Source organism: Serratia nevei (genome assembly GCF_024160145.1).
Classification (GTDB): domain Bacteria; phylum Pseudomonadota; class Gammaproteobacteria; order Enterobacterales; family Enterobacteriaceae; genus Serratia; species Serratia nevei_A.
The window spans coordinates 1-25367 of sequence record NZ_JAMYWQ010000044.1; the positions used below are offsets into that span (position 1 = coordinate 1).

At 60.8% G+C, this 25367-nt stretch carries 25 protein-coding genes; 4 read left to right on the top strand and 21 right to left on the bottom strand.

Translation table 11 applies throughout. The features are described 5' to 3' along the window. Positions 1 to 141: 141 nt before the first annotated feature. Positions 142 to 1203, bottom strand: coding sequence for a DNA polymerase IV (dinB, locus tag M6G53_RS21800; protein WP_253334451.1), 1062 nt, complete (start codon positions 1201 to 1203; stop codon positions 142 to 144). A gap of 183 nt (positions 1204 to 1386) precedes the next feature. On the opposite strand from dinB, the gene M6G53_RS21805 reads away from it, so the two are divergent. Continuing rightward, entirely contained in the window at positions 1387 to 2280 is an 894-nt protein-coding gene (locus M6G53_RS21805) for a glycerophosphodiester phosphodiesterase family protein (RefSeq protein WP_253334453.1), read from the top strand. Positions 2281 to 2306: 26 nt separating this feature from the next. On the opposite strand, the gene nqrM is transcribed toward M6G53_RS21805, so the two are convergent. The 8 genes from nqrM to M6G53_RS21845 are packed head-to-tail and all read right to left on the bottom strand — an operon-like array spanning position 2307 to position 9413. Beyond that, positions 2307 to 2534 (bottom strand): (Na+)-NQR maturation NqrM, encoded by a 228-nt coding sequence (nqrM, locus tag M6G53_RS21810; RefSeq protein WP_225527528.1) that lies wholly within the window; start codon positions 2532 to 2534, stop codon positions 2307 to 2309. A 7-nt stretch (positions 2535 to 2541) separates the two neighbouring features. After that, positions 2542 to 3573, bottom strand: coding sequence for an FAD:protein FMN transferase (locus M6G53_RS21815; protein ID WP_253334455.1), 1032 nt, complete (start codon positions 3571 to 3573; stop codon positions 2542 to 2544). Next, the gene (nqrF, locus tag M6G53_RS21820) at positions 3574 to 4797 is read right to left on the bottom strand and encodes an NADH:ubiquinone reductase (Na(+)-transporting) subunit F (RefSeq protein WP_253334457.1); all 1224 of its coding nucleotides are present in this window, start codon (positions 4795 to 4797) and stop codon (positions 3574 to 3576) included. A gap of 15 nt (positions 4798 to 4812) precedes the next feature. Next, on the bottom strand, positions 4813 to 5409 hold the full coding sequence (nqrE, locus tag M6G53_RS21825; RefSeq protein ID WP_015376732.1) for an NADH:ubiquinone reductase (Na(+)-transporting) subunit E: 597 nt from the start codon (positions 5407 to 5409) through the stop codon (positions 4813 to 4815). A 6-nt stretch (positions 5410 to 5415) separates the two neighbouring features. Next, the gene (locus M6G53_RS21830) at positions 5416 to 6045 is read right to left on the bottom strand and encodes an NADH:ubiquinone reductase (Na(+)-transporting) subunit D (protein WP_004930232.1); all 630 of its coding nucleotides are present in this window, start codon (positions 6043 to 6045) and stop codon (positions 5416 to 5418) included. Then, the gene (locus M6G53_RS21835; protein ID WP_253334459.1) at positions 6038 to 6829 is read right to left on the bottom strand and encodes a Na(+)-translocating NADH-quinone reductase subunit C; all 792 of its coding nucleotides are present in this window, start codon (positions 6827 to 6829) and stop codon (positions 6038 to 6040) included. The genes M6G53_RS21830 and M6G53_RS21835 overlap by 8 nt, the downstream gene beginning before the upstream one ends. Next, positions 6819 to 8060, bottom strand: coding sequence for an NADH:ubiquinone reductase (Na(+)-transporting) subunit B (locus M6G53_RS21840; protein ID WP_253334461.1), 1242 nt, complete (start codon positions 8058 to 8060; stop codon positions 6819 to 6821). The genes M6G53_RS21835 and M6G53_RS21840 overlap by 11 nt, the downstream gene beginning before the upstream one ends. A gap of 3 nt (positions 8061 to 8063) precedes the next feature. Next, positions 8064 to 9413: a Na(+)-translocating NADH-quinone reductase subunit A gene (locus M6G53_RS21845; RefSeq protein WP_253334463.1), complete on the bottom strand. Its 1350-nt coding sequence runs from the start codon at positions 9411 to 9413 to the stop codon at positions 8064 to 8066. A gap of 554 nt (positions 9414 to 9967) precedes the next feature. Here M6G53_RS21845 and dpaA point away from each other — a divergent pair. Then, positions 9968 to 10735: a peptidoglycan meso-diaminopimelic acid protein amidase gene (gene dpaA, locus M6G53_RS21850; protein WP_253334464.1), complete on the top strand. Its 768-nt coding sequence runs from the start codon at positions 9968 to 9970 to the stop codon at positions 10733 to 10735. On the opposite strand, the gene M6G53_RS21855 is transcribed toward dpaA, so the two are convergent. Further along, positions 10670 to 11473 carry a class II glutamine amidotransferase gene (locus M6G53_RS21855; RefSeq protein WP_004930222.1) on the bottom strand — a complete coding sequence of 268 codons (804 nt, stop codon included), beginning with the start codon at positions 11471 to 11473 and terminating at the stop codon, positions 10670 to 10672. The genes dpaA and M6G53_RS21855 overlap by 66 nt on opposite strands. Positions 11474 to 11570: 97 nt before the next feature. Then, positions 11571 to 12152 (bottom strand): D-sedoheptulose 7-phosphate isomerase, encoded by a 582-nt coding sequence (gene lpcA, locus M6G53_RS21860; RefSeq protein ID WP_004930220.1) that lies wholly within the window; start codon positions 12150 to 12152, stop codon positions 11571 to 11573. Between the two features lie 246 nt (positions 12153 to 12398). Here lpcA and fadE point away from each other — a divergent pair, with 246 nt between their 5' ends. Then, entirely contained in the window at positions 12399 to 14855 is a 2457-nt protein-coding gene (gene fadE, locus M6G53_RS21865) for an acyl-CoA dehydrogenase FadE (RefSeq protein ID WP_253334465.1), read from the top strand. 130 nt (positions 14856 to 14985) lie between these two features. On the opposite strand, the gene M6G53_RS21870 is transcribed toward fadE, so the two are convergent. From M6G53_RS21870 to mtnK, 10 genes are all read right to left on the bottom strand, one after another. Beyond that, positions 14986 to 16029 (bottom strand): HoxN/HupN/NixA family nickel/cobalt transporter, encoded by a 1044-nt coding sequence (locus tag M6G53_RS21870; RefSeq protein WP_253334466.1) that lies wholly within the window; start codon positions 16027 to 16029, stop codon positions 14986 to 14988. Positions 16030 to 16069: 40 nt separating this feature from the next. Further along, on the bottom strand, positions 16070 to 17047 hold the full coding sequence (gene yut / locus M6G53_RS21875) for an urea transporter (protein WP_253334467.1): 978 nt from the start codon (positions 17045 to 17047) through the stop codon (positions 16070 to 16072). 19 nt (positions 17048 to 17066) lie between these two features. Beyond that, the gene (locus M6G53_RS21880) at positions 17067 to 18014 is read right to left on the bottom strand and encodes an urease accessory protein UreD (protein WP_253334468.1); all 948 of its coding nucleotides are present in this window, start codon (positions 18012 to 18014) and stop codon (positions 17067 to 17069) included. Continuing rightward, on the bottom strand, positions 18011 to 18646 hold the full coding sequence (gene ureG, locus M6G53_RS21885) for an urease accessory protein UreG (protein WP_253334469.1): 636 nt from the start codon (positions 18644 to 18646) through the stop codon (positions 18011 to 18013). Before ureG ends, M6G53_RS21880 begins: the two co-directional genes overlap by 4 nt. 17 nt (positions 18647 to 18663) lie before the next feature. Next, on the bottom strand, positions 18664 to 19350 hold the full coding sequence (locus M6G53_RS21890; protein WP_253334470.1) for an urease accessory protein UreF: 687 nt from the start codon (positions 19348 to 19350) through the stop codon (positions 18664 to 18666). Continuing rightward, positions 19347 to 19943, bottom strand: a complete 597-nt coding sequence (locus M6G53_RS21895; RefSeq protein ID WP_253334471.1) for an urease accessory protein UreE — start codon at positions 19941 to 19943, stop codon at positions 19347 to 19349. The genes M6G53_RS21890 and M6G53_RS21895 overlap by 4 nt, the downstream gene beginning before the upstream one ends. A 12-nt stretch (positions 19944 to 19955) precedes the next feature. Beyond that, on the bottom strand, positions 19956 to 21671 hold the full coding sequence (locus M6G53_RS21900; RefSeq protein WP_049271934.1) for an urease subunit alpha: 1716 nt from the start codon (positions 21669 to 21671) through the stop codon (positions 19956 to 19958). Positions 21672 to 21674: 3 nt separating this feature from the next. After that, the gene (locus M6G53_RS21905; protein ID WP_253334472.1) at positions 21675 to 22121 is read right to left on the bottom strand and encodes an urease subunit beta; all 447 of its coding nucleotides are present in this window, start codon (positions 22119 to 22121) and stop codon (positions 21675 to 21677) included. Positions 22122 to 22176: 55 nt separating this feature from the next. After that, positions 22177 to 22479: an urease subunit gamma gene (locus tag M6G53_RS21910; RefSeq protein WP_025160087.1), complete on the bottom strand. Its 303-nt coding sequence runs from the start codon at positions 22477 to 22479 to the stop codon at positions 22177 to 22179. Positions 22480 to 22990: 511 nt separating this feature from the next. Further along, complete coding sequence (gene mtnK / locus M6G53_RS21915; protein ID WP_253334473.1) at positions 22991 to 24190, bottom strand: S-methyl-5-thioribose kinase; 1200 nt, start codon at positions 24188 to 24190, stop codon at positions 22991 to 22993. Between the two features lie 146 nt (positions 24191 to 24336). Between mtnK and mtnA the strand changes: the two genes are divergently transcribed. After that, positions 24337 to 25365, top strand: a complete 1029-nt coding sequence (mtnA, locus tag M6G53_RS21920) for an S-methyl-5-thioribose-1-phosphate isomerase (RefSeq protein WP_253334474.1) — start codon at positions 24337 to 24339, stop codon at positions 25363 to 25365. The last annotated feature ends 2 nt before the right edge of the window (positions 25366 to 25367 follow it).

Here is a 25367-nt window from a genome sequence, read left to right on the forward strand (position 1 = left end):
TGTGGTGAAATTGATAATGCCAAGAGCCTGGGAAAGTTCCATTTTAAGGGTCCATGACGATGCCATGGACCCTTTGTACAGCAACCACAGGATCGGTCAATTGATCCTTAAACGATCGGCATTAGGCGACCGCCGGCTTTTTTATTCCCAAGGCAGCGCCAGCTGCCGCTCCAGCTGCGGATCGAGCAGCGTCACATGCAATCCCACCAGCCGCACGCCGCGCCCTTCGCGCCGCTCGCGCCACGCCTGCCGCGCCACCTCCAGCAAATCCTGCCGGTTCAGCACCGGGAACACGTGCTCCTGGGTGGTTTGCTGAAAATCCTGAAACTTCAGCTTCACGCCCTGTCGGGCGATGTGCAGATCCGGCTTCACCTTGCGCAGACGCATCTCCAGCTCGGGATAGAGTTTGTCGATAATCAGCGTTTCGCAATCTTCCCAGTCATGAATGTCTTCCGCCAGCGTGCGCTCCACCCCCACCGATTTGCGCAACCGCTCCGCCGTGATTTCACGCCGATCGATACCCTGGCAGCGCTCCCACAGCACCCGGCCGAACTTGCCGAAGCGCTTGAGCAACTGCGCCAGATCGTATTGCTGCACATCGGCGCAGGTGATAAGCCCCACTTCCTCCAGCCGTTTGGCGGTCACCTTGCCGACGCCGGGGATCTTGCTGAGCGGCAGCTGCTGCAAAAACGCCGGCACCTGCGCCGGCGTGATCACGTATTGCCCGTTCGGCTTGTTCATCTCGGAGGCGATTTTGGCAAGAAACTTGATCGGCGCCACGCCGGCTGACGCGGTGAGGTTCAGTTCGTCGGCGATCGCCTGGCGGATCTCCTGGGCGATCAGCGTCGCCGAGCCGTTGCATTGCGGACTGTCGGTCACGTCGAGATAGGCTTCATCGAGCGACAGCGGCTCGATCAACGGGGTATAGCGGGCGAAGATTTCACGGATGTGCAGCGAGGCCTCTTTGTAGGCCGCCATGCGCCCCGGCAGCAGGGTGAGATGCGGGCACAGCTTGAGCGCCATCGCCGTGGACATGGCGCTGTGCACGCCGTAGCGCCGCGCCGGGTAGTTGGCGGTGCTGATCACCCCGCGCCGATCGGCGCTGCCACCAATCGCCAGCGGGATATCGCGCAGGCTGGGATCGTCGCGCATTTCCACCGCCGCGAAGAAGCAGTCCATATCGACATGAATGATTTTACGCATCGCACCCTCCAGTAACACTGTATAAGTATACAGTCAGATACCGAAAGCTCAAGGCCGCAGGGTTCGACGAAAGCGCCGTTTCCGTCAGATATTTCCGCGTTGTTAAAAAAGCTTAATTTTTCAATAGTATGATTTCCGCCAATCCGTGCGGTTCACCACAACGATAACGACAGGGTACCCTACATGATCAGATTCTCTCATTTGTTACTGGCTTCCGCGCTGTCGCTGAGCGCACTGGCGGCCAGCGCTACCGGTCACGCGCCGGCGATCGTCGCCCACCGCGGCGGCACCGCCGATGCGCCGGAGAACACCCGCATCGCCATCGAAACGGCGCTGAAAAACGGCGCCGATGCCATCTGGATCACCCTGCAGGAATCCAAAGACGGCATCATCGTGCTGTATCGCCCTTCGGATCTGAAAGCGTTGACCAACCGGCAGGGCCCGGTTTCCTCCTATACCGCCGCGCAGCTGGCCGAGACCGATGCCGGCTGGGCCTTCGCCAGGGGTGACGCACATCCGTTCCGCGGTCAGGGCATCGGCATTCCGCGGCTCGACGACGTGCTTAAAGCGTTTCCGCATGTCACCTTCTATCTGGACATCAAATCCCCGGACGCCGATCCGGCGCAGTTTGGCCAGGCGCTGCTGGCGACGCTGGAAAGCACCGGCAGCCTGAACCGCACCCGCGTCTATTCTACCGACGTCAAATACCTGCAGGCGCTGCCGCCGGCCATCCCGCGCTTTGAAAGCCGCGACGAGACCCGCACGCTGCTGGCCAACATCACCATGGCGCACCAGTGCGACGTCAAACCGGACAACCGGCAGCCGCGCTGGTACGGGCTGGAGCTGAAGCGGGAGGTAGAAGTGGTGGAGAAATATACCCTCGGCGAAGGGCGTTCGAAGGCGTTTCTAACCTGGGATAAAGAGTCGATGGACTGTTTCCGCTCGCAGGGCCCGGCGCACATCATCCTGTTCGGCGTCAACTCGCCGCAGGAGTATCAGCAGGCGCTGGCGCTGGGCGCCGACGGCGTGATGGTCAACTCACCGGCCGAGGCAAAAAGCTTCCGCAAGGCGAAATAAAAAACCCGGCCAAGGCCGGGTTTTCGCTACAGAATGCGGTGCTTGTCCAACTGCTCGCGCCGCAGTGCCGCTTTGGCTTCGCGCTTTTTGCGCGCATCGCAGGGTTCCGGGCAGTCGCAGACTTTCTCCATCCCCAATGCGGTGATGCCGCCGCAGCTGCCCTGCAGGCTTTTGCGTTTGAACACGTAGCCCAGCGACATGCCGCCGACGATCAGCAGGAACAACACGAAGGTGGCGGCGAATACCGTCAGCATAGCAACCTCACGAACTCTTCTTCAGATAGGGTTTGAACGCATCCGAATAACGCTCCTCAAACCCGTCGGCGGTTTTCACGATCATGAACACCGGGATGCCCAGCAGGTTAGCCAGCGCCATGCCGCGTTCCGGCCCCATCACGTTCAGGCCGGTGGACAGGCCGTCGGCGGTCATACAGGTCGGGCTCAGCACGGTGATCGACACCAGGCGGTGGTTGATCGGCCGGCCGGTGACCGGATCGATGGTGTGCGAATAGCGCACCCCTTCCTGCTCGAAGTAGTTGCGATAGTCACCCGAGGTGGCGATCGACATCTCTCCCGGCTGGATCACCAGCTGCGCCTGCTGCTGCGTGCCGGCGGTCGGGCGCTCGATGGCGATGCGCCACGGCTTTTGTTCGCCGTTGTGCCCGCGGGTGCGCACCTCGCCGCCGATATCCACCATGTAGTTTTGCACGTGTTGCGATTGCAGATACTCCGCCACCACGTCCACGCCGTATCCTTTGGCGATCGACGACAGGTCGACATACAGCTCGGGGATGCTTTTCACCAGCGCGCTGCCCTGCACCGCCAGTTTGTCGGCGCCGGTCCAGGCGCGGCGGTGCGCCAGCTCCGCTTCGCTCGGCACTTTATCCGGCCGCCCTTCCGGGCCGAAGCCCCATAGGTTGACCAACGGCCCGACGGTCACATCCAGCGCGCCATCGGTGACGCGGTTGATGCGCAGCGCTTCGCGCACCACCTCTGCGGTCGCCGGCGAAACCGGGAACGGCCGGTCAATGTCGCGGCTGGCGTTGAAGCGGCTCAGCTCGGAATCCGGCCGGTAGGTGGACATCTGGTCGTTCACCTGCTCCAGCCGTTTATCGATCTCCGCCTGCATCTCGCGCGCCGACGGCGTATCGTCGCCGGTCACGTAACGGATCGAATACGAGGTGCCCATGGTTTTACCCGTCAGATCCACCTGTTCCGGCCCGCAGCCGGTCAGCAGCAGGGTGGCGCTCAGCGCCACGCCCGTCAGCCAGTTCTTCATCGCCAATGCGCGCATTTAGCCACCAAAGTCATCCAGCATGATATTTTCGTCTTCGACGCCCAGATCTTTGAGCATCTTGATCACCGCAGCGTTCATCATCGGCGGCCCGCACATGTAAAACTCGCAGTCCTCCGGCGCCGGGTGGTTCTTCAGGTAGTTCTCCAGCAGAACATTATGGATAAAGCCGGTGTAGCCGGTCCAGTTATCTTCCGGCTGTGGATCCGACAGCGCCACGTGCCAGGTGAAGTTGTCGTTCTCCGCCTGCAGCTGGTTGAAGTCGTCTTCATAGAACATCTCGCGCAGCGAACGCGCACCGTACCAGAAGGTGATCTTGCGCTTCGAGTTCAGGCGCTTGAGCTGATCGAAGATGTGCGAACGCATCGGTGCCATGCCCGCGCCGCCGCCGATGAAGATCATTTCGGCGTCAGTGTCCTTGGCGAAGAACTCGCCGAACGGCCCGGAGATCGTCACCTTGTCACCGGCTTTCAGCGACCAGATATAGGAAGACATGATGCCCGGCGGCACGTCCGGCTTGTTCGGCGGCGGTGTGGCGATACGCACGTTGAGCATGATGATGCCCTTCTCTTCCGGGTAGTTGGCCATCGAGTAGGCACGCACCGTGGTGTCGTTCACCGTCGAGCGGTAGCGGAACAGGTTGAATTTGTCCCAGTCGCCGCGATACTCCTGCGGCACGTCGAAGTTGGCGTAGCTGATGTCGTGCGCCGGGGCTTCGATCTGAATGAAGCCGCCCGCGCGGAACGGCACGTCCTCGCCATCGGGGATCTTCAGCTTCAGCTCTTTGATAAAGGTGGCTTTGTTATCGTTGGAGATAACCTCGCACTCCCATTTCTTCACGCCGAAGATCTCTTCCGGCAGCTCGATCTTCAGGTTCTGCTTCACGTTCACCTGGCACGCCAGGCGGCAACCCTCTTTCGCTTCGCGCTTGTTGATGTGCGAAAGCTCGGTCGGCAGGATATCGCCGCCGCCCTCTTTGATTACCACCCGACACTGACCGCAGGAACCGCCGCCACCGCAGGCCGAGGAGACGAAAATCCCCTGGCTGGAGAGCACGTTGAGCAGCTTGTCGCCCGCCGGCGCATGGAAGCTCTTATCCAGATCGCCGTTGATCTCCACCGCGATGTCGCCGGTGTTCACCAGCTTCGATTTGGCGAACAGGATCAGCAACACCAGCACCATCACGATGGTGGTGAACATGGCTACGCCTAAAATAATTTCCATAAATTCTTCCCGCCTTTACAACTGAACACCGGAGAAGGACATGAAGCCCAGCGCCATCAGTCCGGTGGTGATAAAGGTAATGCCCAGGCCGCGCAGTCCCGCCGGCACGTTGGCATACTTGAGTTTTTCGCGGATCCCCGCCATGGCGACGATCGCCAGCATCCAGCCGGTGCCGGAGCCGATGCCGTACACCACCGATTCGGCGAAGTTGTAGTCGCGCTGCACCATGAAGGACACGCCGCCGAAGATGGCGCAGTTCACGGTGATGAGCGGCAGGAAGATGCCGAGCGCGTTATACAGCGACGGGAAGAAACGATCGAGGATCATCTCCAAAATTTGCACCAGCGCCGCGATCACGCCGATGAAGGTGATGAAGTTGAGGAAGCTCAGATCGACGCCTTCCACCAGCGCGCCGTCGCGCAGGATCAGGTTGTAGACCAGGTTGTTCACCGGCACCGAAATGCCGAGCACAATGGTCACCGCGATGCCCAGGCCAAACGCGGTCGAGACCTTCTTCGACACCGCCAGGAAGGTACACATCCCGAGGAAGAACGCCAGCGCCATGTTCTCGACGAACACCGCGCGCACAAACAGGCTGATATAGTGTTCCATCGGCCTTTACTCCTTTTCGATCTGCGCCGGCTTCAGAGTGCGCAGCACCCAGATCAGCAGGCCGATGATGAAGAACGCGCTCGGCGCCAGCAGGAACAGGCCGTTCGGCTGATACCAGCCGCCGTTCTGCACCGTTTCCAGCACCGGGACGCCGAACAGCTTGCCGGAGCCGATCAGCTCGCGCAGGAAACCGACCAGCACCAGGATCACCCCGTAGCCCAGCCCGTTGCCGATGCCGTCCATAAAGCTCTCGATCGGCGGCGACTTCATGGCGTAAGCCTCGGCGCGCCCCATCACGATACAGTTGGTGATGATAAGACCAACGAACACCGACAGCTGCTTGGAGATCTCGAACGCATAGGCGCGCAACAGCTGATCGACCACGATCACCAGCGAGGCAATGATCGCCATCTGCACGATGATGCGCACGCTGTTGGGAATATGATGACGGATCAGCGAGATGAAGAAGCTGGAGAACGCCGTGACCAGCGTCACCGCAATGGTCATCACCACCGCCGTCTCCAGCTTGGTGGTCACCGCCAGCGCCGAACAGACGCCCAGCACCTGCAGCGCAATCGGGTTATTGTCGAACAGCGGCCCCAGCAGGACCCGTTTTATCTCTTTGGAATCAGCCATTTTTCAGCGCTCCTTCACGAACTTTTTTCAGGAACGGGCCGAAGCCGTGCTCGCCCAACCAGAAATCAAACGTATGCTGCACGCCGTTGGAGGTCAGCGTGGCGCCGGACAGGCCGTCCACCCCGTGCACATCCCCCTGACGCGCGCCGCCTTTCACCACGCGGATCGCCGGCTGGCCGTTATCGTCGAACAGCTGCTTGCCGACCCACTGCTGGCGCCAGGCCAGGTTCTCGACCTCACCACCCAGCCCTGGAGTTTCCCCCTGGTCGTAGTAGGTGATGCCCTTGACCGTGTTGCCGTCGTTATCCAGCGCCACGAAGGCGTACATCATCGACCACAGACCGGTGCCGTATACCGGCAGCACAATCTTGTTCACCTGGCCACTTTCATCGCGCACCAGGTAAATTTCCGCCTGATTGCTGCGGCGCTTGATGCCGGCCGGATCGTCGCCCGCCGTCAACGCCACGCTTTTGGCGTCGTCGCGCAGCGCAGCGCCCAGATCGAACGCCGCCTTACCGGCGACAAACTCGCCGCTGCTCAGATCCACCAGACGCGGCTCGATGCGCTCGCTGTACAGACTCTTGACCTGCTCGCTCTCCATTTTCGGCTGCAACAGGCCGGCTACGTCGAGGATATTGCGCTGCTTATCGAGCAGCTTTTGCTCCTGCTGTTTGGACTTCAGGCCGACGGCGGAGCCCGCCACCACCACTGAACACACCAGACACAGCAGCAGCACCACCAGCAGCGTTTTACCGATGCCGTCGTTTTTCGCTTCATTCGCCACGGGCTTTTCTCCGCTTGATGTTGGCCTGCACCACCAGATAATCGAACAGCGGTGCGAACAGGTTGGCGAACAGGATCGCCAGCATCATGCCTTCCGGATAGGCGGGGTTGACCACCCGGATCAGCACGCACATCACGCCGATCAGAATGCCGTACCACCATTTCCCCTTGTTGGTGAAGGAGGCGGAAACCGGGTCGGTCGCCATAAAGATCATGCCGAAGGCGAAGCCGCCCAACACCAGATGCCAGTACCACGGCATGGCGAACATCGGGTTGGTATCGGAACCGATGGCGTTGAACAGCAAGGCGGAAGCCACCATGCCGAGCATCACGCCGGCGACGATGCGCCAGGAGGCCACGCGGCCGAACAGGATAATCGCCCCGCCGATCAGGATCATCAGCGTGGACACTTCACCGATGGAGCCGGGAATGTTGCCCAGAAAAGCGTCCATCCAGCTGATGGACTGGCCGGTGGCCACGTTGCTCAGGCTGTGCGCCCCGCCTGCGCTCCACTGCGCCAGCGGCGTCGCGCCGGAGAAACCGTCTGCCGAGGTCCACACCAGATCGCCGGAGATCTGCGCCGGATAGGCGAAAAACAGGAAGGCGCGGCCGGCCAACGCCGGGTTGAGGAAGTTGCGCCCGGTGCCGCCGAAGATCTCTTTGGCCACCACCACGCCGAAGGTGATGCCCAGCGCGGCCTGCCACAGCGGCAGGGTCGGCGGCACGATCAGCGCGAACAGGATAGAGGTGACGAAGAAGCCTTCGTTGACCTCATGCTTGCGGATAATGGCGAACAGCACTTCCCAGAAGCCGCCGACGATAAACACCACGGCGTAGATCGGCAGGAAGTAACAGGCACCCAGCACCATCTTGCTGACCCAGCCGGCATCAGCCGCCAGCGAGGCACCGAGCCACTGCGCCAGGCGATAATGCCAGTCGCCCGCCAACACCTGTTGCAGCTCGTCGCCGCTGTACAGATGATGCAGCGCCGGGATCGCCTGCTGGCCGACGTTGTACATGCCCCAGAACATCGCCGGGAACACCGCCAGCCACACCAGGATCATCATGCGTTTCAAATCGATGGCGTCGCGCACGTGCGAAGCGCCGCGCGTCACCGTGCCGGGGGTATAAAACACCGTGGTGGTCGCTTCATACAGCGGGTACCACTTTTCCAGTTTGCCGCCCGGCGTGAAGTGATGCTCTATCTTCTCAAAATAATTCTTCAGGCCCATCGGTTATCCTTCCTGCTCAATCTTGGTCAGCACCTCGCGCAGCACCGGCGCGTACTCATACTTGCCGGGGCAAACGAAGGTGCACAGCGCCAGATCTTCCTCGTCCAGTTCCAGACAGCCCAGCGCCTGCGCGCTGTCGCTGTCGCCCGCCAGCAGATCGCGCAGCAGCAGCGTCGGCAAAATATCCAGCGGCATCACCCGCTCGTAGTTGCCGATCGGCACCATGGCGCGCTCGCCGCCGTTAGTGGTGGTCGAGAAGGCGAACAGTTTGTTCTTCAGGAAGTGGCCCAGCGTGGTGCGGGTAATGGAGAACTTGTTCGGCGAAGGCACGATCCAACCGAACAGCTCTTTGTCGCGTCCTTCTTCCAGCACCGACACCTGCGAGTGGAAGCGGCCGAGCCAGGCATTCGGCCCGGCGGCGTGCATGCCGTTCAGCACCGAACCGGAGATCACCCGGTTCTCGCCGTCTTTCAGGCGGCCGGCGGTCAGCTCATCGAGGCAGGCGCCCAGGCGGGTGCGCAGCAGCGCCGGCTGCGCCACCTGTGGCCCGGCCAGCGCCACGACCCGGCGGGTATCGAGCTTACCGGTGGTGAACAGCGTGCCGATGGCGATGACGTCCTGGTAGCCAATGTGCCAAACGGTTTTCTTCAGGCTGACCGGTTCCAGGAAGTGAATGTGGGTGCCCACCAGCCCGGCGGGATGTGGGCCGGCGAATTCGCTGTAGGCGATCTGCGGGCCGCTCTGCTGGCCAACCGAGGCGCCGGCGGCGTGGCATACGTGTACCTTGCCCGCCGTCAGGCGCGCCAACACCACCAGCCCGGCGTTGAACGCCGCCTGCTGTTCGGCGATGATCACCTGCGGAGCGGCGGCCAGCGGCTGGGTATCCATGGCGGTAACAAAAATAGCGCGCGCTTCACTGCCGGGGCTCGGCGTTTTGCTGAACGGACGGGTGCGCAGCGCGGTCCACAGGCCGCTGGCGATCAGTTCGCTCTCGACCTGTTCGCGCGGCAGCTGGGCCAACTCACCCAGCGGGTAGTGCGCAAACTCGAGCTGCTCGTCGCCGCCGTTTTCCAGCGCAATCACCACCGATTGCAATACGCGGCGCTCGCCGCGGTTAATCGCGGCGATACGGCCGCTGGCGGGAGCCGTGAAGAAAACCCCGGGGTTTTTCTTATCTTCGAACAACGCCTGGCCTTTCTTAACGGTATCGCCTTCCTGCACCAGCATGGAGGGACGCATTCCGACATACTCTTCCCCAAGCAGGGCAACATGCTGAATGTTCGGGCCGTCTTGGATCGCCTGAACCGGAGCCCCGGCTATCGGCAGATCTAACCCTTTTCTGATCTTAATCATAGGATTTATACGATGTAGTTTGGTTTACACGTCTGCCCGGCCCCAGAGGCGGGTGCTGACGATGCCAGGATTGCCGGGCAGTGCGCACGACGGCACGCCCAACATGAACTTTCTCGCAGTAAAAAACAGGGGTAACGCGCATTCCCTTGATTTCCCCCTTTCCGTTGTTTGCGCGACAGTCGATGTGTTAACGGCCCGTAGCCCAATAACCATCAAAACGGACGGGTTATATGCCATAACTCCTGCCGCTCCAATCGCCACAGCGCGTTAAATTGAAGGGGGAATATTAACATTGTTCGCAACATTGTTCTGCGTTCCGTAGTGACTTGGGTCAAGCAAACGCAATTAAATTTCGCCTGTTTTTCACTACTTATCGTTAAAATCTGCCGGTCATTTCACTTTTATCGAGCTTTGTCGTTTTTTTATACATATCACGTATTGCTAAAAATAAACGCGCTGGTAATCTGGCGGTGTTTTGCAGCAGTAAAAACAATAATCAGTGGCATGCTGGCCAACGTCATTGCGCCGGCAGATAAATATAAGCAGGAATAATAATGAGCAAAATCGCGCTGTTGTTTGCGATGCTTGTTTCTATGCCGATGATCACGGCCTGCAGCGCCAGCGAGCAGGTACCGGAAGCGCCGGTAGTTAAACAGCAATTATTGGGTTCACCGGTCTATATTCAGATCTTCAAAGAGGAACGCAAGCTGGAATTGTATGCCAAAATGGGCAATGAATTCCGCCTGGTCAATACGTTCCCGATCTGTAATTTCTCCGGTGGGCTGGGTCCTAAACGCCGTGAAGGCGACTTTAAAAGTCCGGAAGGCTTTTATAGCGTCGACGCGCGCCATCTGAAACCCGACAGCAAGTATTATCGGGCGATAAATATTGGTTTCCCTAATGATTACGATAAGTCGCAGGGCTATTCCGGCGCTTATCTGATGATCCACGGTGAATGCAAATCGATCGGTTGCTACGCGATGACCAACACCTATATGGATGAAATCTATCGCTACGTTGAAGCCGCCTTCGCCTATGGCCAAAGCCGCGTCGACATCAGCATCTACCCGTTCCGCATGACCGATCAGAACCTCAAGCGCCATGCATCATCCAGCTATATCGCCTTCTGGCGCCAGCTGAAACCGGGCTACGATTACTTCGCGAAGAACCACCAGCCGCCGATGATGACCGTAGATAACGGCCAGTATGTGCTGGGTCAACCGTTGATGAGCAGCGGCCAGATGACGCAGTACGCGTCAGCCAGCCCGGCGCCCAACACCAACCCCTTCGCTCAGAACAAGCCGCTCACCGAAGTGAAATAACGCGAATTCGCCTGGCTCAATCTTGTGCCAGGTTTCGTTGGCGGTCAGCGGTTGGGTGGCGATCACCGTGACCACATCGTTCGGTGTGGTCTGCTGCTGAAAATCGATTTCCACGTCCTGATCGAGCAGCGTCGCCTTGCCGAACGGCGCGCGGCGCGTGATCCAATACAGGTTGGTGGAGCAATAGGCCATCACGAAGCGCCCGTCCGACAACAGCATGTTGAACACCCCTTTCTTGCGCAGCTGGCTCGCCAGCAGGCCGATGTAGCGGAAAACCGCCGGCCACTGGCTCGGAGTGCGCGGGTATTTCAGCGCCAGCTGGTGCAGCAGCCAACAGAATGCGTATTCGCTGTCGGTCTGGCCGACCGGGCGAAACGTGCCAGTATCCAGCTGACGGTAGCCTTTCAATTGGCCGTTGTGCGCGTAGGTCCAGTTGCGGCCCCACAGTTCACGGGTGAACGGGTGGGTGTTTTCCAGCGCCACTTCGCCGCGGTTGGCCTGGCGAATATGGGACACCACCGCACAGGACTTGATCGGGTAGTCCTGCACCAGGCGGGCGATCGGCGAGTTGAAGCTCGGCTGCGGATCCTTGAATGTGCGGCAGCCGTTCCCTTCATAGAAGGTAATGCCCCAGCCATCCTTATGCGGCCCGGTGCGGCCGCCGCGCTGTACCAGGCCGGTAAAGCTGAAGCAGATATCGGTCGGTACGTTTGCGCTCATCCCGAGCAGTTCACACATCGCCAGCACTCCTTAACCACACTGACACAGGCTGTGCGAGCGCAGCATGCGGCACCCGCGGTCTTATTCATGGGGAGCCGCAGCTCCCCGCAGGCTATCAAGCCTTAACCATCTCTTTTTCGATCAGCTGAATCAAGATGTGAATCGCTTTGATGTGGATTTCCTGAATGCGGTCGGCGTAGCCGAAGTGCGGCACGCGAATTTCCACATCGGCGGAACCCGCCATCTTGCCGCCGTCCTTGCCGGTCAGGGTGATCACTTTCATCCCTTTGGCGCGCGCCGCGTCGATGGCCTTGATGATGTTGCCGGAGTTGCCGGAGGTGGAAATGCCCAACAGCACGTCACCTTCGCGGCCGACCGCTTCCACATAGCGGGAGAACACATACTCATAGCCGAAATCGTTGCTGACGCAGGACAGGTGGCTGACGTCCGAGATGGCAATCGCCGGGTAGCCCGGGCGGTTTTCGCGGTAGCGGCCGGTCAGCTCTTCGGCGAAGTGCATCGCGTCGCAATGGGAACCGCCGTTGCCGCAGGAAATCACTTTACCGCCGGCTTTGAAGGAGTCCGCCAGCAGCACCGCCGCGCGTTGAATGGCGTCGATGTTGGCGTCGTCATTGATAAATTTCGCCAGGGTATCAGCCGCTTCGTTCAGTTCACTGCGAATAAGGTCGTGGTACATGAGGAACCTCTTGTTATCGTCAAATCTTCCGCTCCGCAGTGTACCGGATCGCGGAAACAGCGAGAAGCATTCTCAGCCAAACAGCGCGCCGGTTAGGGAAGCGGAGAGGTTTTTGATGATTGGTGCTGTCAGTTTGTGACCTGAGTTGTAATTAAACTGTAAACGCATTGATAAAAATTCTGCCTTGTACTAAAACCTATTACATACACACAACAGGTCAGACCTCTTACTACTTCGGAGCTTCTTATGATGGTTCTTAGTATTGTCGTTTTACTGGCTCTCCTCGGCGTGGTGTTCTACCACCGAGTGAACCTTACCCTCAGCAGCCTGATCCTGGTGGCGTACACCGCCGCCATGGGCGCGATTGGCCTGTGGAGTTTCTGGCTGTTGCTGCCGCTGGCGATCGTGCTGCTGCCGCTGAACCTTTCCTCCCTGCGCCGTTCCCTGCTCTCCGCACCGGCGCTGCGCGCCTTCCGCAAGGTGATGCCGCCGATGTCCACTACCGAGAAGGAGGCGATCGACGCCGGCACCACCTGGTGGGAAGGCGATCTGTTCCGCGGCGCGCCGGACTGGAACAAGCTGCACAGCTACCCGAAACCGCGCCTGACGGAAGAAGAGCAGGCGTTTATCGACGGCCCGGTGGAAGAAGCCTGCCGCATGGCCAACGACTTCCAGATCACCCACGAACTGGCCGATCTGCCGCCTGAACTCTGGGCGTACCTGAAAGAACACCGTTTCTTCGCGATGATCATCAAGAAAGAGTACGGCGGCCTGGAATTCTCTCCTTATGCTCAGGCGCAGGTGCTGCAAAAACTGGCCGGCGTTTCCGGCATCCTGGCGATCACCGTCGGCGTGCCGAACTCCCTCGGCCCGGGCGAACTGCTGCAGCACTACGGCACCGAAGAACAGAAAAACCACTATCTGCCGGGCCTGGCGCGCGGCGACGAGATCCCTTGCTTCGCGCTGACCAGCCCGGAAGCGGGTTCCGATGCCGGTGCCATTCCGGACGTCGGCACCGTGTGCATGGGCGAATGGCAAGGCAAGCAGGTACTGGGCATGCGCCTGACCTGGAACAAGCGCTACATCACGCTGGCGCCGGTCGCCACCGTACTGGGCCTGGCGTTCAAACTGCATGACCCGAACCGCCTGCTGAGCGACAACGAATCCCCGGGCATCACCTGTGCGCTGATCCCGACCAGCACGCCGGGCGTGGAGATCGGCAACCGCCACTTCCCGCTGAACGTGCCGTTCCAAAACGGCCCGACCCGCGGCACCGACGTGTTCGTGCCGATCGATTACATCATCGGCGGCCCGAAAATGGCCGGCCAGGGCTGGCGCATGCTGGTTGAGTGTCTGTCGGTCGGTCGCGGCATCACCCTGCCGTCCAACTCTACCGGCAGCCTGAAATCCATCGCCCTGGCGACCGGTGCCTACGCGCACATTCGCCGTCAGTTCAAGATCTCCATCGGCAAGATGGAAGGGATCGAAGAGCCGTTGGCGCGCATCGCCGGCAACACCTATGTGATGGACGCCGCCGCTTCGCTGATCACCTATGCGCTGGTGCAGGGCGAGAAGCCGGCCGTGCTGTCGGCCATCGTCAAATACCACTGTACGCACCGCGGCCAGCAGTCGATCGTTGACGCCATGGACATCGCCGGCGGTAAAGGCATCATGCTCGGCGAATCCAACTTCCTGGCTCGCGCCTATCAGGGCGCACCGATCGCCATCACGGTGGAAGGCGCGAACATCCTGACCCGCACCATGATGATCTTCGGTCAAGGCGCGATCCGCTGCCATCCTTATGTGCTGGATGAAATGGCGGCGGCGCAGAGCAACGATCTGAACGCCTTCGATAAATCGCTGTTCGGCCATCTGGGCCACGTCGGCAGCAACAAGGTACGCAGCTTCTGGCTGGGCCTGACCAACGGCCGCACCAGCGCCACGCCGACCAAGGACGCGACCCGTCGTTACTATCAGCAGTTGAACCGCCTGAGCGCCAACCTGGCGTTGCTGTCAGACGTTTCCATGGGCGTGCTGGGCGGCAGCCTGAAGCGCCGTGAGCGCATCTCCGCTCGCCTGGGGGATATCCTCAGCCAGATGTACCTGGCTTCCGCCGTGCTGAAACGCTTTGACGACGAAGGCCGTCAGAAAGAAGATCTGCCGCTGGTGCATTGGGGCGTGCAAGACAGCCTGCATAAAGCCGAACAGGCGCTGGATGACCTGCTGCGTAACTTCCCGAACCGCTTTATCGCCGGCGCGATGCGCTTCGTGGTCTTCCCGCTCGGCCGTGTGCATACCGCACCGTCCGATCGTCTGGATCACCAGTTGGCCAAGATCCTGCAGGTGCCTTCCGCCACCCGCAGCCGTCTGGGGCGCGGCCAGTACCTGACGCCGAGCGAGCATAACCCAATCGGCCTGCTGGAAGCGGCGCTGGCCGACGTGATGGCCGCCGAGCCGATTCACGAACGTCTGTGCAAGGCGGCCGGCAAAAACCTGCCGTTCACCCGTCTGGATCGTTTGGCGGAACGCGCGCTGGAAGAAGGCAAGATCAGCGCCGACGAGGCGAAGATCCTGGTGAAAGCCGAAGAGAGCCGTCTGCGCTCCATCAACGTGGACGACTTTGCGCCGGACGCGCTGGCGGCCGCCAAGCCGGAAAAGCCGGCGGCGCAGTCTAAGCGCCAACAGCAGACCGAAGCGGCTTAACGCCAATTCCCACTCCACGCATCCAAGGGGCGATCATCATCGCCCCTTTTTCTTTTCTTGCATCACAAACTGCGCACCGCCCCGCCCGTTGGCTGATGGTGTCAGGCAGGATCCACGAGCACCCGTCTTTTCAACCGCTGACCGTCAGCTTGTCGTAGCCGCGCAGGCGGTAATTCACCACCGACACCAGCCAGCAGAAGATGAACACGGCGATCACCCAATAGCCCATCTCCCCCAGATGATCGTTGAGCCGCGCGACGGCGTCCCACAGCGGGCCGGACAGCGCCAGCTTGTCGGCGATGAGCCCGAGCGCTTCGATACCGCCGATAAACACCGCGATGATCACCGACGCCGCCGTGATGGTCATGTTGTAGTACAGCTTGCGTATCGGTTTGGAGAACGCCCAACCGTAAGCGCCAATCATCACGAAGTTGTCGATGGAGTCGATCAGCGCCATGCCGGCGGCGAACAGCGCCGGGAACAGCATGATGCTCCACAGGTTCATGCCATGGCCGGCGCCGGCGGCGGAAATCCCCAGCAGCCCGACCTCGGTGGCGGTGTCAAAGCCCAGGCCAAACAAGAAACCCACCAGGTACATGTGCCAGCTCTGGTTCACCAGCCTGAACAGCGGGCGGAAACAGCGCGCCAGCACACCGCCGCCGCTCATCAGCAGATCCAGCGATTGATGCGCCGGCAGCTCGCCCGCTTTCACCTGCCGGAAAGTACGCCACACGGAGATCAGCACCAGCAGATTGATAAAGGCCACCGTCAGCAAAAACAACGAGGACACCAGCGTGCCGATCAGGCCGCCGGTTTCGTGAAACCAGCCCATCTGGCGGCTGAACATCATCGCCGTGGCGGCAATGGCGGCCGAGGCCAGCACCACGATGGTCGAGTGGCCAAGCGAGAAGAAGGTGCCGACCGCCACCGGCGTTTTGCCCTGCTGCATCAGCTTGCGGGTCACATTGTCGATCGCGGCGATGTGGTCGGCGTCCACCGCATGGCGCAGGCCAAAGCTGTAGGCCAGCAAGGCGGTGCCCATCAGCGCGGCGTTGTCGTTGAACACCGCCAGCGCCAGCAGCCAGACGACGACGTTGACCGCCACCAGCCCCAGCAACAAGTACACCGCCCGCCGCCGGGCCGCGCCGTGCAATCCTTCGGAAATTACCGCCATATCCACACTCCTGTTTTATCGTTATGTTCAAATCGATGGGTTAGCGCCGCACCGCGATCACCGCCGGATTGGCGCTCAAAAACAGCCAGGACGCGATCACGAACGGCATGGTCAGCGACGGTATGCCCAGCGGGGCCAGCAGGGTATTGAAAGCCCCCTGCACCAGCACCGTGAAAATCACGCCGAGCAGCGTATAGATCAGCACCCGCCGGCCGGGTGGGTTGAAGACGGAGCCCAGCGCCACCGCCGTCAGCACCGCGCTGAAGGCGTACAGGCCGGCGAAGACCGCCTGCGGATCGGCGCCGATCGTCAGCGATGTGGCCACCGCCAGCAACGCGCCGAAAAAGCCCAGCAGCATCGCGCGCGGCGACGAAACCGCCAGCCCGAGCAACAGCAGCAGGCCGCCGCCCACGCTGCTGCACAAAAAAACCTGCGAGACGCCGTGCAACGCGCCGCTTAGCATCTCCGCGACGCCGACATGCGCGTTGAACACCGCGCCATCGGCCGGGATGCCCGCCGCCGGCAACCGCACATGCCGCAGATGGCTGAACGGATAACTGGCCAGCAGCACCGTCCAGGTGGTCAGTACGAAAGGCGCGGTCAGCGCGGCGATCTTCCAGGCGCGTAACAGCCGATTGAGGCCGACGGTGACGATCACCGAAATCGTGCTGCTGAACATCACGCCTATCCACAGCCAGCCAGAGGGCAGCAAAAAGGTCGGCAGCGCGGCGCCGACCAGGCAGCCGTTATAGCCATACAGGCCGCTGCGCAACGCAGCGCGATCGTCCACCAGCCACGCCGCACTCAGCGTCGCCGCAGCGGTGCCCAACAGGCAGCCGAAGGCCACCTGCGGCAGCCCTTCTTCCCAGGCGCCCACGAAAATGGCGATAAAAAACAGCAATCCGGTCAACGGATTATTTTGAAACATCACCTGTGAACAGCCGCGCAGCACCGTATCCACCGCCGTTGCTGCCCGGCTGCGGGCGCACAGCCCGGCCCAACTCCACCTTGTCGTCATGACCGTATCCCGCTGCAGATTAGCGCCAGAGAAAGGGCTCGGGCAGCGTCACGCCCAGGATCTCTTCCCGGGCGACGCGCCAGAAAACGCGAATGGCCGCCTTCACCTGGCGCGCCTCTTTACCCAGGGCCTTAAAGATCAGCCCGCACTCGTTGGGCAGCTGGCTGACGCCGCTGGCGATCCCTTCAGCCTCGTCATAATGGGGCGCGATGCGCTCGAGGATCCGCTGATGGTGCTCGGGCGGCGTCAGCAGGATCACATTGCCGAATACGTCGAACGGCCCCATCACGCCGACCTCATTCAGCGGGTGTTTATGCGGTTCCAGCACATAGCGTTCGACAAACAGCGTTTTGCCCTCGGGGCGGCAGGCGCTGATGCGCGAGGAGTACACGTCGAACCTGAACCCGCGATCCGCCTGATGGTGTTTGCGCCCCGACATCAGGATCTCGCCGTAGAGCAGCGTCGCCGTCGGGTGCAGCGTAATGCGGGTATCGGTAATGAAGCGCGAACCGCAGTGGGGGATCACCGGATCGGGCATCATCTCCAGGTAGCTGCCCTCTTCGAGCGTCAGCGTCTGCATCTGCGCCGCGTAGTTATTTTCCATGGTGTGGATCTTGGTCGCCGACTGGGTGGTGACATGCCCGCAGGCCTGGGGGGCGACCTGTACCTCGAGCGTCAGACGATCGCCCTGCAAGATGCACCCCGAGGTGGAGATGACGAACACGCACGGCATCTGCGGCAGCGCTTCATCCCAATACAGTGCCCGCTGCACCAGAAACGGCACACGGCGCTCCATCTGCCGCAGCACGCTGCGATGCCCGCTTAGCGCAAACCCCAGCCTCAGATAGCCGGTTTTGCCCACGCCGCCGCTGGCCATCTGCGGCGGCTCATCCTGATAATCGGCCAGCTCCGGCGCCTCGGCGCCAAGCTGCGCGACGCGCCTCGCGGCTTCGCTGACCGCCGTCATACCGCCGCCGACGGCGCATGGGTGAACAGGAAATCACGCATGATCATGTTCACCAGCTCGTCGATGCCTTCGCCGGTTTTGCAGTTGGTGAGAATATAAGGCCGCTCGCCGCGCACCACGCGAGTGTCATGCTCCATCACCGCCAGGCTGGCGCCGACATAGGGGGCCAGATCGATTTTGTTGATCACCAGGATGTCGGCCTGCACCAGGCCCGGGCCGTTTTTGCGCGGGATCTTTTCCCCTTCGGCGACGTCGATGACATAGATGTAAAAGTCCGCCAGCGCCGGGCTGAAGGTCAGCGTCAGGTTATCGCCGCCGCTCTCGATCATCACCACGTCGCTTTCCGGGAAGCGGGCCTCCATCTCCTCTACCGCCGCGATATTCATACTCGGATCCTCACGCACCGCGGTATGCGGGCAAGCGCCGGTTTCCACGCCCAGAATTTTTTCCTCGTCCAGGATCCCCTTGAGCGTACGCTTGACCTGTTTGGCGTCTTCGGTGGTGACGATGTCGTTGGTGATGATCAGCGGGCTGATGCCGCGCTCGATCAGGCGCGGCGTGATAACTTCAATGATCGCGGTTTTGCCCGAGCCTACCGGGCCGCCGATACCGATGCGGGTAATTTTTTTCACTCTGATCGTTCCTTTTATTAGTTGCTGAACAGTCGGGTAAACGCGCCGACGTGCAGCGCGGCCAGGACATCGGTCACCGGCGCGTAAGAGGCCATTTGTTCAACGCCGCCGCGTTCGGCTTCGTCGCAAAAAACGTCGATGTCCCGGTTGAGTTGAAACAGGATGCGTTGGGTGTCGATATGGGTGACGCGCATCAGGCGCATGGCGGCGCTGAGAATGGTCATCGCCACGCCGTACTGATGCATCACCGCCACCTCGCGCGGGCCGGCGCCCAGCGCCGTCATCACCACCGCCTGCGTCACCGGATAGGTGCCGGCGGCGCGGCCGGTTTTGATCTGCTCAAGCCACCAGACCACCTCGGGTTCGTCGCAAATGGCCGCCGCCATTTCCGCCAGCTTTTTTCCCATCCGCACCACCATGTTGCGGCCCTCTTCGTTCAGCTTGCGGTTGAACAGCGCCCAGTCGTGGCCGATCGCCGCCTCGCGATCGCCCGCCTGCAGCGCCCGGCAGGCCGCCGCCACCGCCCGGCCGTCGCCGCCCGCCGCCTGTTGCAAGGCAGTGCGGGTGAACGACTGCAGCGTGTCGGCATCGCGCACGATGCCGGCCTGGATCGCCGACTCGACGCCGTTGGAAAAGGCGAACGCCCCCACCGGCAGCACCGAGTCGGCAAACTGCAGGATGCGAATCAACTGGACGGCGTTCATTTCAGTTTGATCACATGCTGGCCGAGGAAGGGGCTGTCGACATGCACATGGGTGGCGGAATCCTCCGCGCCGCCGAACAGCAAGCGCGCTTCGGGCTGGGTCAAATGCGGCAAAATGCTTTCGCCCTTCACGAACGAATAAGGCAACGCGTGGAAGCCGTGGGTTTTCATCACCGAATCCATCACCTTGGTCGCCACCGTCAGCGGAATAAAGATGCGATTCCCTTTGATGACCGATTTCCAGTGCTGATTGCCCAGCGCATGCCCCAGTTCGAACGCGGTCTTCAGCACCGTCTCCCTATCGGTCGCCAGCAACGACTCAAGATGGATGACCATCACGTCGCGCAGGTTCATCTGCACCACCACCGCGCTGCGGTTCGCTTCGTCCCAGAGCAACACGTCGCCGTCGGCCAGCACCTGATGACGATCGAGGGAGATGCCAAGATCCTGGCCGTCGCGGGTCGTTTTGCGGCAGCGGCTTTTCTGCGCCTCCCACTGCGACAGCGCCAGCACGTCCAGCGAGGCATGCTGCAAGCGCTCGCGCCAGTCGGCATCCCGTTTGATATTGCCGAGTATCTTTTCAATTACGATCATGAGCGGCGGTTCCTAGCTGAAGAAGTAGCGTTGATTAAGCACGGCGGTGGCGATCGGCTTCACCGTGGCATGTTCGCCGTTGACCTTGACCGCGAAGGTTTCGGGGTCCACCTCAATGTGCGGCGTTTCCGCATTGCGCACCATGTCCTGCTTGGAGATCGCCCGGCAGTTATGCACCGCCATCACCTGCCGCTCCAGCCCCAGCTTCTCTTTGATACCGTCGTGCAACGCGGCGCCGGAGACGAAGGTGACGCAGGTTTCCTGCAGCGATTTGCCCATGGCGCCGAACATCGGCCGGTAGAACGTGGGTTGCGGCGTCGGCAGCGACGCGTTGGGATCGCCCATCACCGCCCAGTTGATCATCCCGCCCTTGATCACCAGCTTCGGCTTGGCGCCGAAGAAGCGCGGCTCCCACAGCACCAGATCGGCCATCTTGCCGACCTCGACCGAGCCCAGCACGTGGCTGATGCCCTGCGCGATCGCCGGATTGATGGTGATCTTCGCCACGTAGCGCAACACGCGGAAGTTGTCGTGCTCCGCGGCGTCTTCCGGCAGCTTGCCGCGCGCGACTTTCATCGCGTGCGCCGTCTGCATCACCCGCAGCCAGTTTTCGCCGACCCGCCCCATCGCCTGGGAATCGCTGGAAAACATCGACAGCACGCCCATGTCGTGCAGCACGTTTTCCGCCGCGATGGTTTCCGGCCGCACCCGGCTTTCGGAGAACGCCACGTCGGCCGGCACATTGGGATTGAGGTTGTGGCACACCATGATCATGTCGAACAGTTCGGCCTGGCTGTTGATGCCGAACGGCAGCGTGGGGTTGGTGGAGCTTGGCAACACGTTCATCTGCGCGGCGACCTTGATGATATCCGGCGAGTGCCCGCCGCCGGCGCCTTCGGTATGGAAGGTGTGGATGGTGCGTCCTTCAAAGGCGTCGATGGTGTCCTCGACGTAGCCGCCTTCGTTCAGGCTGTCGGTGTGCACCGCCACCTGAATGTCCATGTCGTCGGCCACGCGCAGCGCGTGGCGCAGCGCGGAGTTGGTGGCGCCCCAGTCCTCATGCACTTTCAGCCCCGCCACACCGGCGGCGATCTGTTCCACCAGCGGCGCGGCGTGCGAAGCGTGCCCCTTGCCGAGCATCCCCACGTTGACCGGCATAGTCTCGAAAGCGCGCAGCATGCGGTGGATATGCCAGGGCCCGGCGGTCACGGTGGTGCCGTTGGAGCCGTCGGTCGGCCCGACGCCGCCGCCGAAGAACGTCGTCACGCCGTTGGAGAGCGCATGCGCCGCCTGCTGCGGCGAAATGAAGTGAATATGCGTATCGATGCCGGCGGCGGTCAGGATCAGGTGCTCGCCCGAGATGGCGTCGGTGCTGACACCCACCACCATGCCGGGCGTAACGCCGTTCATCATCGCCGGGTTGCCGCTTTTGCCGATGCCGGCGATCAGCCCGTTCTTGATGCCGACGTCCGCCTTGATCACCCCTTGCCGGGCGTCCAAAATCGTCACGTTGGTAATCACCAGATCCAGCACGTTATCGCTGGTTAATCGGTTGTCGGCGCCCATGCCGTCACGCAGCGACTTGCCGCCGCCGTAGACCGATTCCTCGCCGTAGCCGCGCAGGTCTTTCTCTATTTCAATAAACAGTTGCGTATCGCCCAAACGAATTTTATCGCCGGTGGTTGGGCCGAACAGCCCGGCATATTCTTGCCTGGAGAGGGTTGGCATGCGTTATTCCTCGCTCGTTTTCGTCGGCGCCTGATCGAGGTTTTTATAACCCAGCTCAATAGCTCGCTTTACATCTATCGTTTTCTTTACCCTTTCACCGGCCGCTACCGGGCTGTCACCCGCCCAACCGTCCACCAGATTATTAAAACCGTAGACCGTTTGTTTGCCGCCGATGGCAATAAGCGCCACCTCAATCTCGTCGCCGGGTTCAAAACGGATCGCCGTCGTGGCAGTGATATTCAAACGCTTGCCAAAGGCGGCGGCGCGATCGAATTGCAAGGCTTTATTGGCTTCAAAGAAATGAAAATGCGAACCGACCTGAATCGGCCTGTCGCCGGTATTACGCACCGTTAAAATAAGGGTTTCGCGATCTTCATTGAAGGTGATGGGGCTTTCTGACAGGATATAGCCGCCGGGCGGCACGTGCTTTTCTTGGTCATGCTTTTTCATCGAAATACCTGCGCTGATAGGGTTTATCCGTGGCAATAAGGAACGCAAACCGCACTTACTGAATCGGATCGTGCACTGTCACCAGGCGGCTGCCGTCGCTGAATATCGCTTCGACCTGTACATGCGGGATCAGATCCGCCACGCCGTCCATCACGTCATCGCGGCTCAACACCTGCCGCGTATCGTTCATGACTTCTTCCAGCGTTTTACCCTCACGGGCGCCTTCCAGCGCTGCGGTGGTAATAATCGCCACCGCCTCGGGGTAATTCAGCTTTATCCCTCTGGACTTTCGCTTTAATGCGACGTCGGCCAGGGTATAGACCATCAACTTTTCGATTTCTCTAGGCGTTAATTGCATGGAGCACTCCGATCTCGATAGGAATAATCAGACAACATGAAGCCAAAGGTGATTACGGATTAATAACCTTGCGTTATTTATTTGCGTTTATCTGCCCATCGAAACAATCTAGGAGGGAATATTGAGATATTCAACCCGCGACGTTATTCACGTTAGAACATAAATTAGCGCATACAATAAAAACGTAACGGCGCCGTGATAGTTTTTATCGATAAAAGATCTTTTTTTCGCTTCCTACCCCCTCGACAAAACGTTCAAAAAAGATACAAATCACCCTGTGTTATTTTCATCATCTCAACCAAACCCAGAAAAATAAACGTGACCGTCACCACACGGCCAATATTAAAGACATGTAACCAACGGTCAGGAAATATAATTAAATTTACAAATAAGACACGAGCGAAAATACATTTTTAGTTAAAAACAATTTATCTATTCTATTGCTGATACCAATAAGTTATTAAAAATAAAAAACCCGGCCGCAGCCGGGTTCGCCTCATGGCCGAGATCTTCAGCCTTGCTGACGAATGCGCGCCAGCAGCGCGTCGATATGCTCGATCTGCGGCGCGTTGACGATCAGCGTGCGCCCCAGTCCCAGCGCATGACGCTGACAGTCGAGGCGCATATCGGCATCGGCGATGCTGTCCAGATCGGCGACGTGCGCCAGGCCGATGGTGCGCCGAATCAGTTCGGTACCGCAGTACCCGACCGCATCGGTCCAGACCTGTTGCAGGAACTGCTCGGCGTAACCCGGCGTCGCCAGCGCCGCATCGCGGCTTTGCTGATGGCACAGCGCCAGGAAGCGGTCGGCAAAGATCAGCCACAGCTCGCGCACATCCTGTAGCCGCTGCTCGCGCCCGGCGGCGGCGTCGCGCGGCCCGAGCAGCCCCGGCAGGCCGCAATAGTTGAGCAGCAGGTTGCCCAATGCGGTGCCGATATCGAAACCGATCGGGCCGTAGAAACCGAATTCGGCGTCGATCGCTTTCAACCGCCCTTCCGCCACGAAGATCGAACCGCTGTGAATATCCCCGTGCAACAGCGCCTCCGCCTTGCTGAGGAAGCGATGTTTCAGGCCGGCGACCGCCAGCTTCAGCGACGCATCCTCACGCAGCGCCAGCACCTGCGGCAACAGCGCCGCCTCGAACAGATTGCGCTCATGGTCGATGTAAGGATCGGTAAAGAACAGATCTTCGGTGATCTGGCACAGCTCGGGGTTGGTGAAACGGCTGACTTCCGCCTTCTTCTGCTGCGCCGACTGATAGAAATCGGAGGTATGGAACAGCGTCTGCGCCAGGTATTCCGCCAACTGCCCGGCCGCCAGCGGGTGATAGTGGCCCTGCACCAGCTCACTGCGCCAAATGCGATGATCGGAGAGATCTTCCTGCACCATCACCGCCAACTCGGGATCGTGATGCAAGACTTTGACCGTATGCCGCGGGCAGAAACCGCCGTGGATCAGCAGCGTTTCCGCTTCGATGCGCGCCCGATCCAGCGTCAGCGGCCAGGATTCGCCCACGCAGCGCACGTAGGGTAGCGCCTGTTTGACGATCACCCGGCTCACGCCTTGGCGATCGCGGATCTTGAACACCAGATTCAGGTTGCCGTCACCGATCTCGTCGGCGCTGACCAGTGCCTGCGGTTCAGACACCCGACCGTATTGGCGGGCGTATTCAACGGCGTCGGCAGCCGTAAACGTACGATAAAGCGACATTCCCCAACCCCTCTGTTCTCTCTCACCGATCCCAGCGACTCTGTTTATTTAGACGTAAAAGCATTTAGACGTCTATACATCTGGAAGTCATGTTGGCAGAATAGCGTTTCAGATGCAATAACCACGCAACAAGGAATTAACCGCCGATGCAAGCGCTTAACACCACCAGTTTGACCCTGCAGGACAACCGCCTTTGGATCCTCGATCAGCAAGCCCTGCCGCAGGAAAAGCGGTGGCGCGCCTGCGACAGCGTGGAGGAATTGGTCGGGCACATTCACAGCCTGCGAGTGCGCGGCGCGCCGCTGATCGGGCTGTCCGCCAGCCTGCTGTTGGCGCTGCTCGCGGAACGCGGTCTGCCGCGCGCCGGGCTGGAACAGGCGCTGCGCACGCTGCGCGCCGCACGGCCGACGGCGGTCAACCTGATGAACAATCTTGATCGCATGAAGCTGGCGCTGGCGGAGCCTGATTGGGTGCCGGCGATGGTGAACGAAGCGCTGCGCTTGGTGGAAGAAGACCGCCGGCTGTGCGATCGCATCGCCGATCGCGGCGCTGAACTGATCAAACCCGGCAGCCGCCTGCTGACCCACTGCAATACCGGCGGGTTGGCCACCGCCGGCGTCGGCACCGCCATCGGCGTGCTGCTGCGCGCCCACCGGCAGGGCAAGGTGCAACAGGTGTGGGTCGATGAAACCCGGCCGCTGCTGCAGGGCGGCCGTCTGACCGCCTGGGAACTGGGCGAGTTAGGCATTCCCTATCGGCTGATCTGCGATTCGATGGCCGCCAGCCTGATGGCGCAGGGCCAGGTCGATGCCGTATGGGTCGGCGCGGATCGCATCGCCGCCAACGGCGACGTCGCCAACAAAATCGGCACCTACAGCCTGGCGGTGCTGGCGCACTACCACGGCATCCCGTTCTACGTGGCCGCCCCGCATACCACCCACGATCCGCACTGTCCGGACGGCGCCGCCATTCCGATCGAACAGCGCGCGGCGGCCGAAGTCACCGGCGTTTCAGGCAGCTTCGGCGCCTGCCAGTGGGCGCCGAACGAAGCACCGGTCTACAATCCGGCGTTCGACGTCACGCCCGCGAAGCTCATCAGCGGATGGGTATTCGACAGCGGCGTGATTACGCCGCAGCAGGTTGAAATGGGGATCTTCCGACGGGCCTTGGGTTAAGC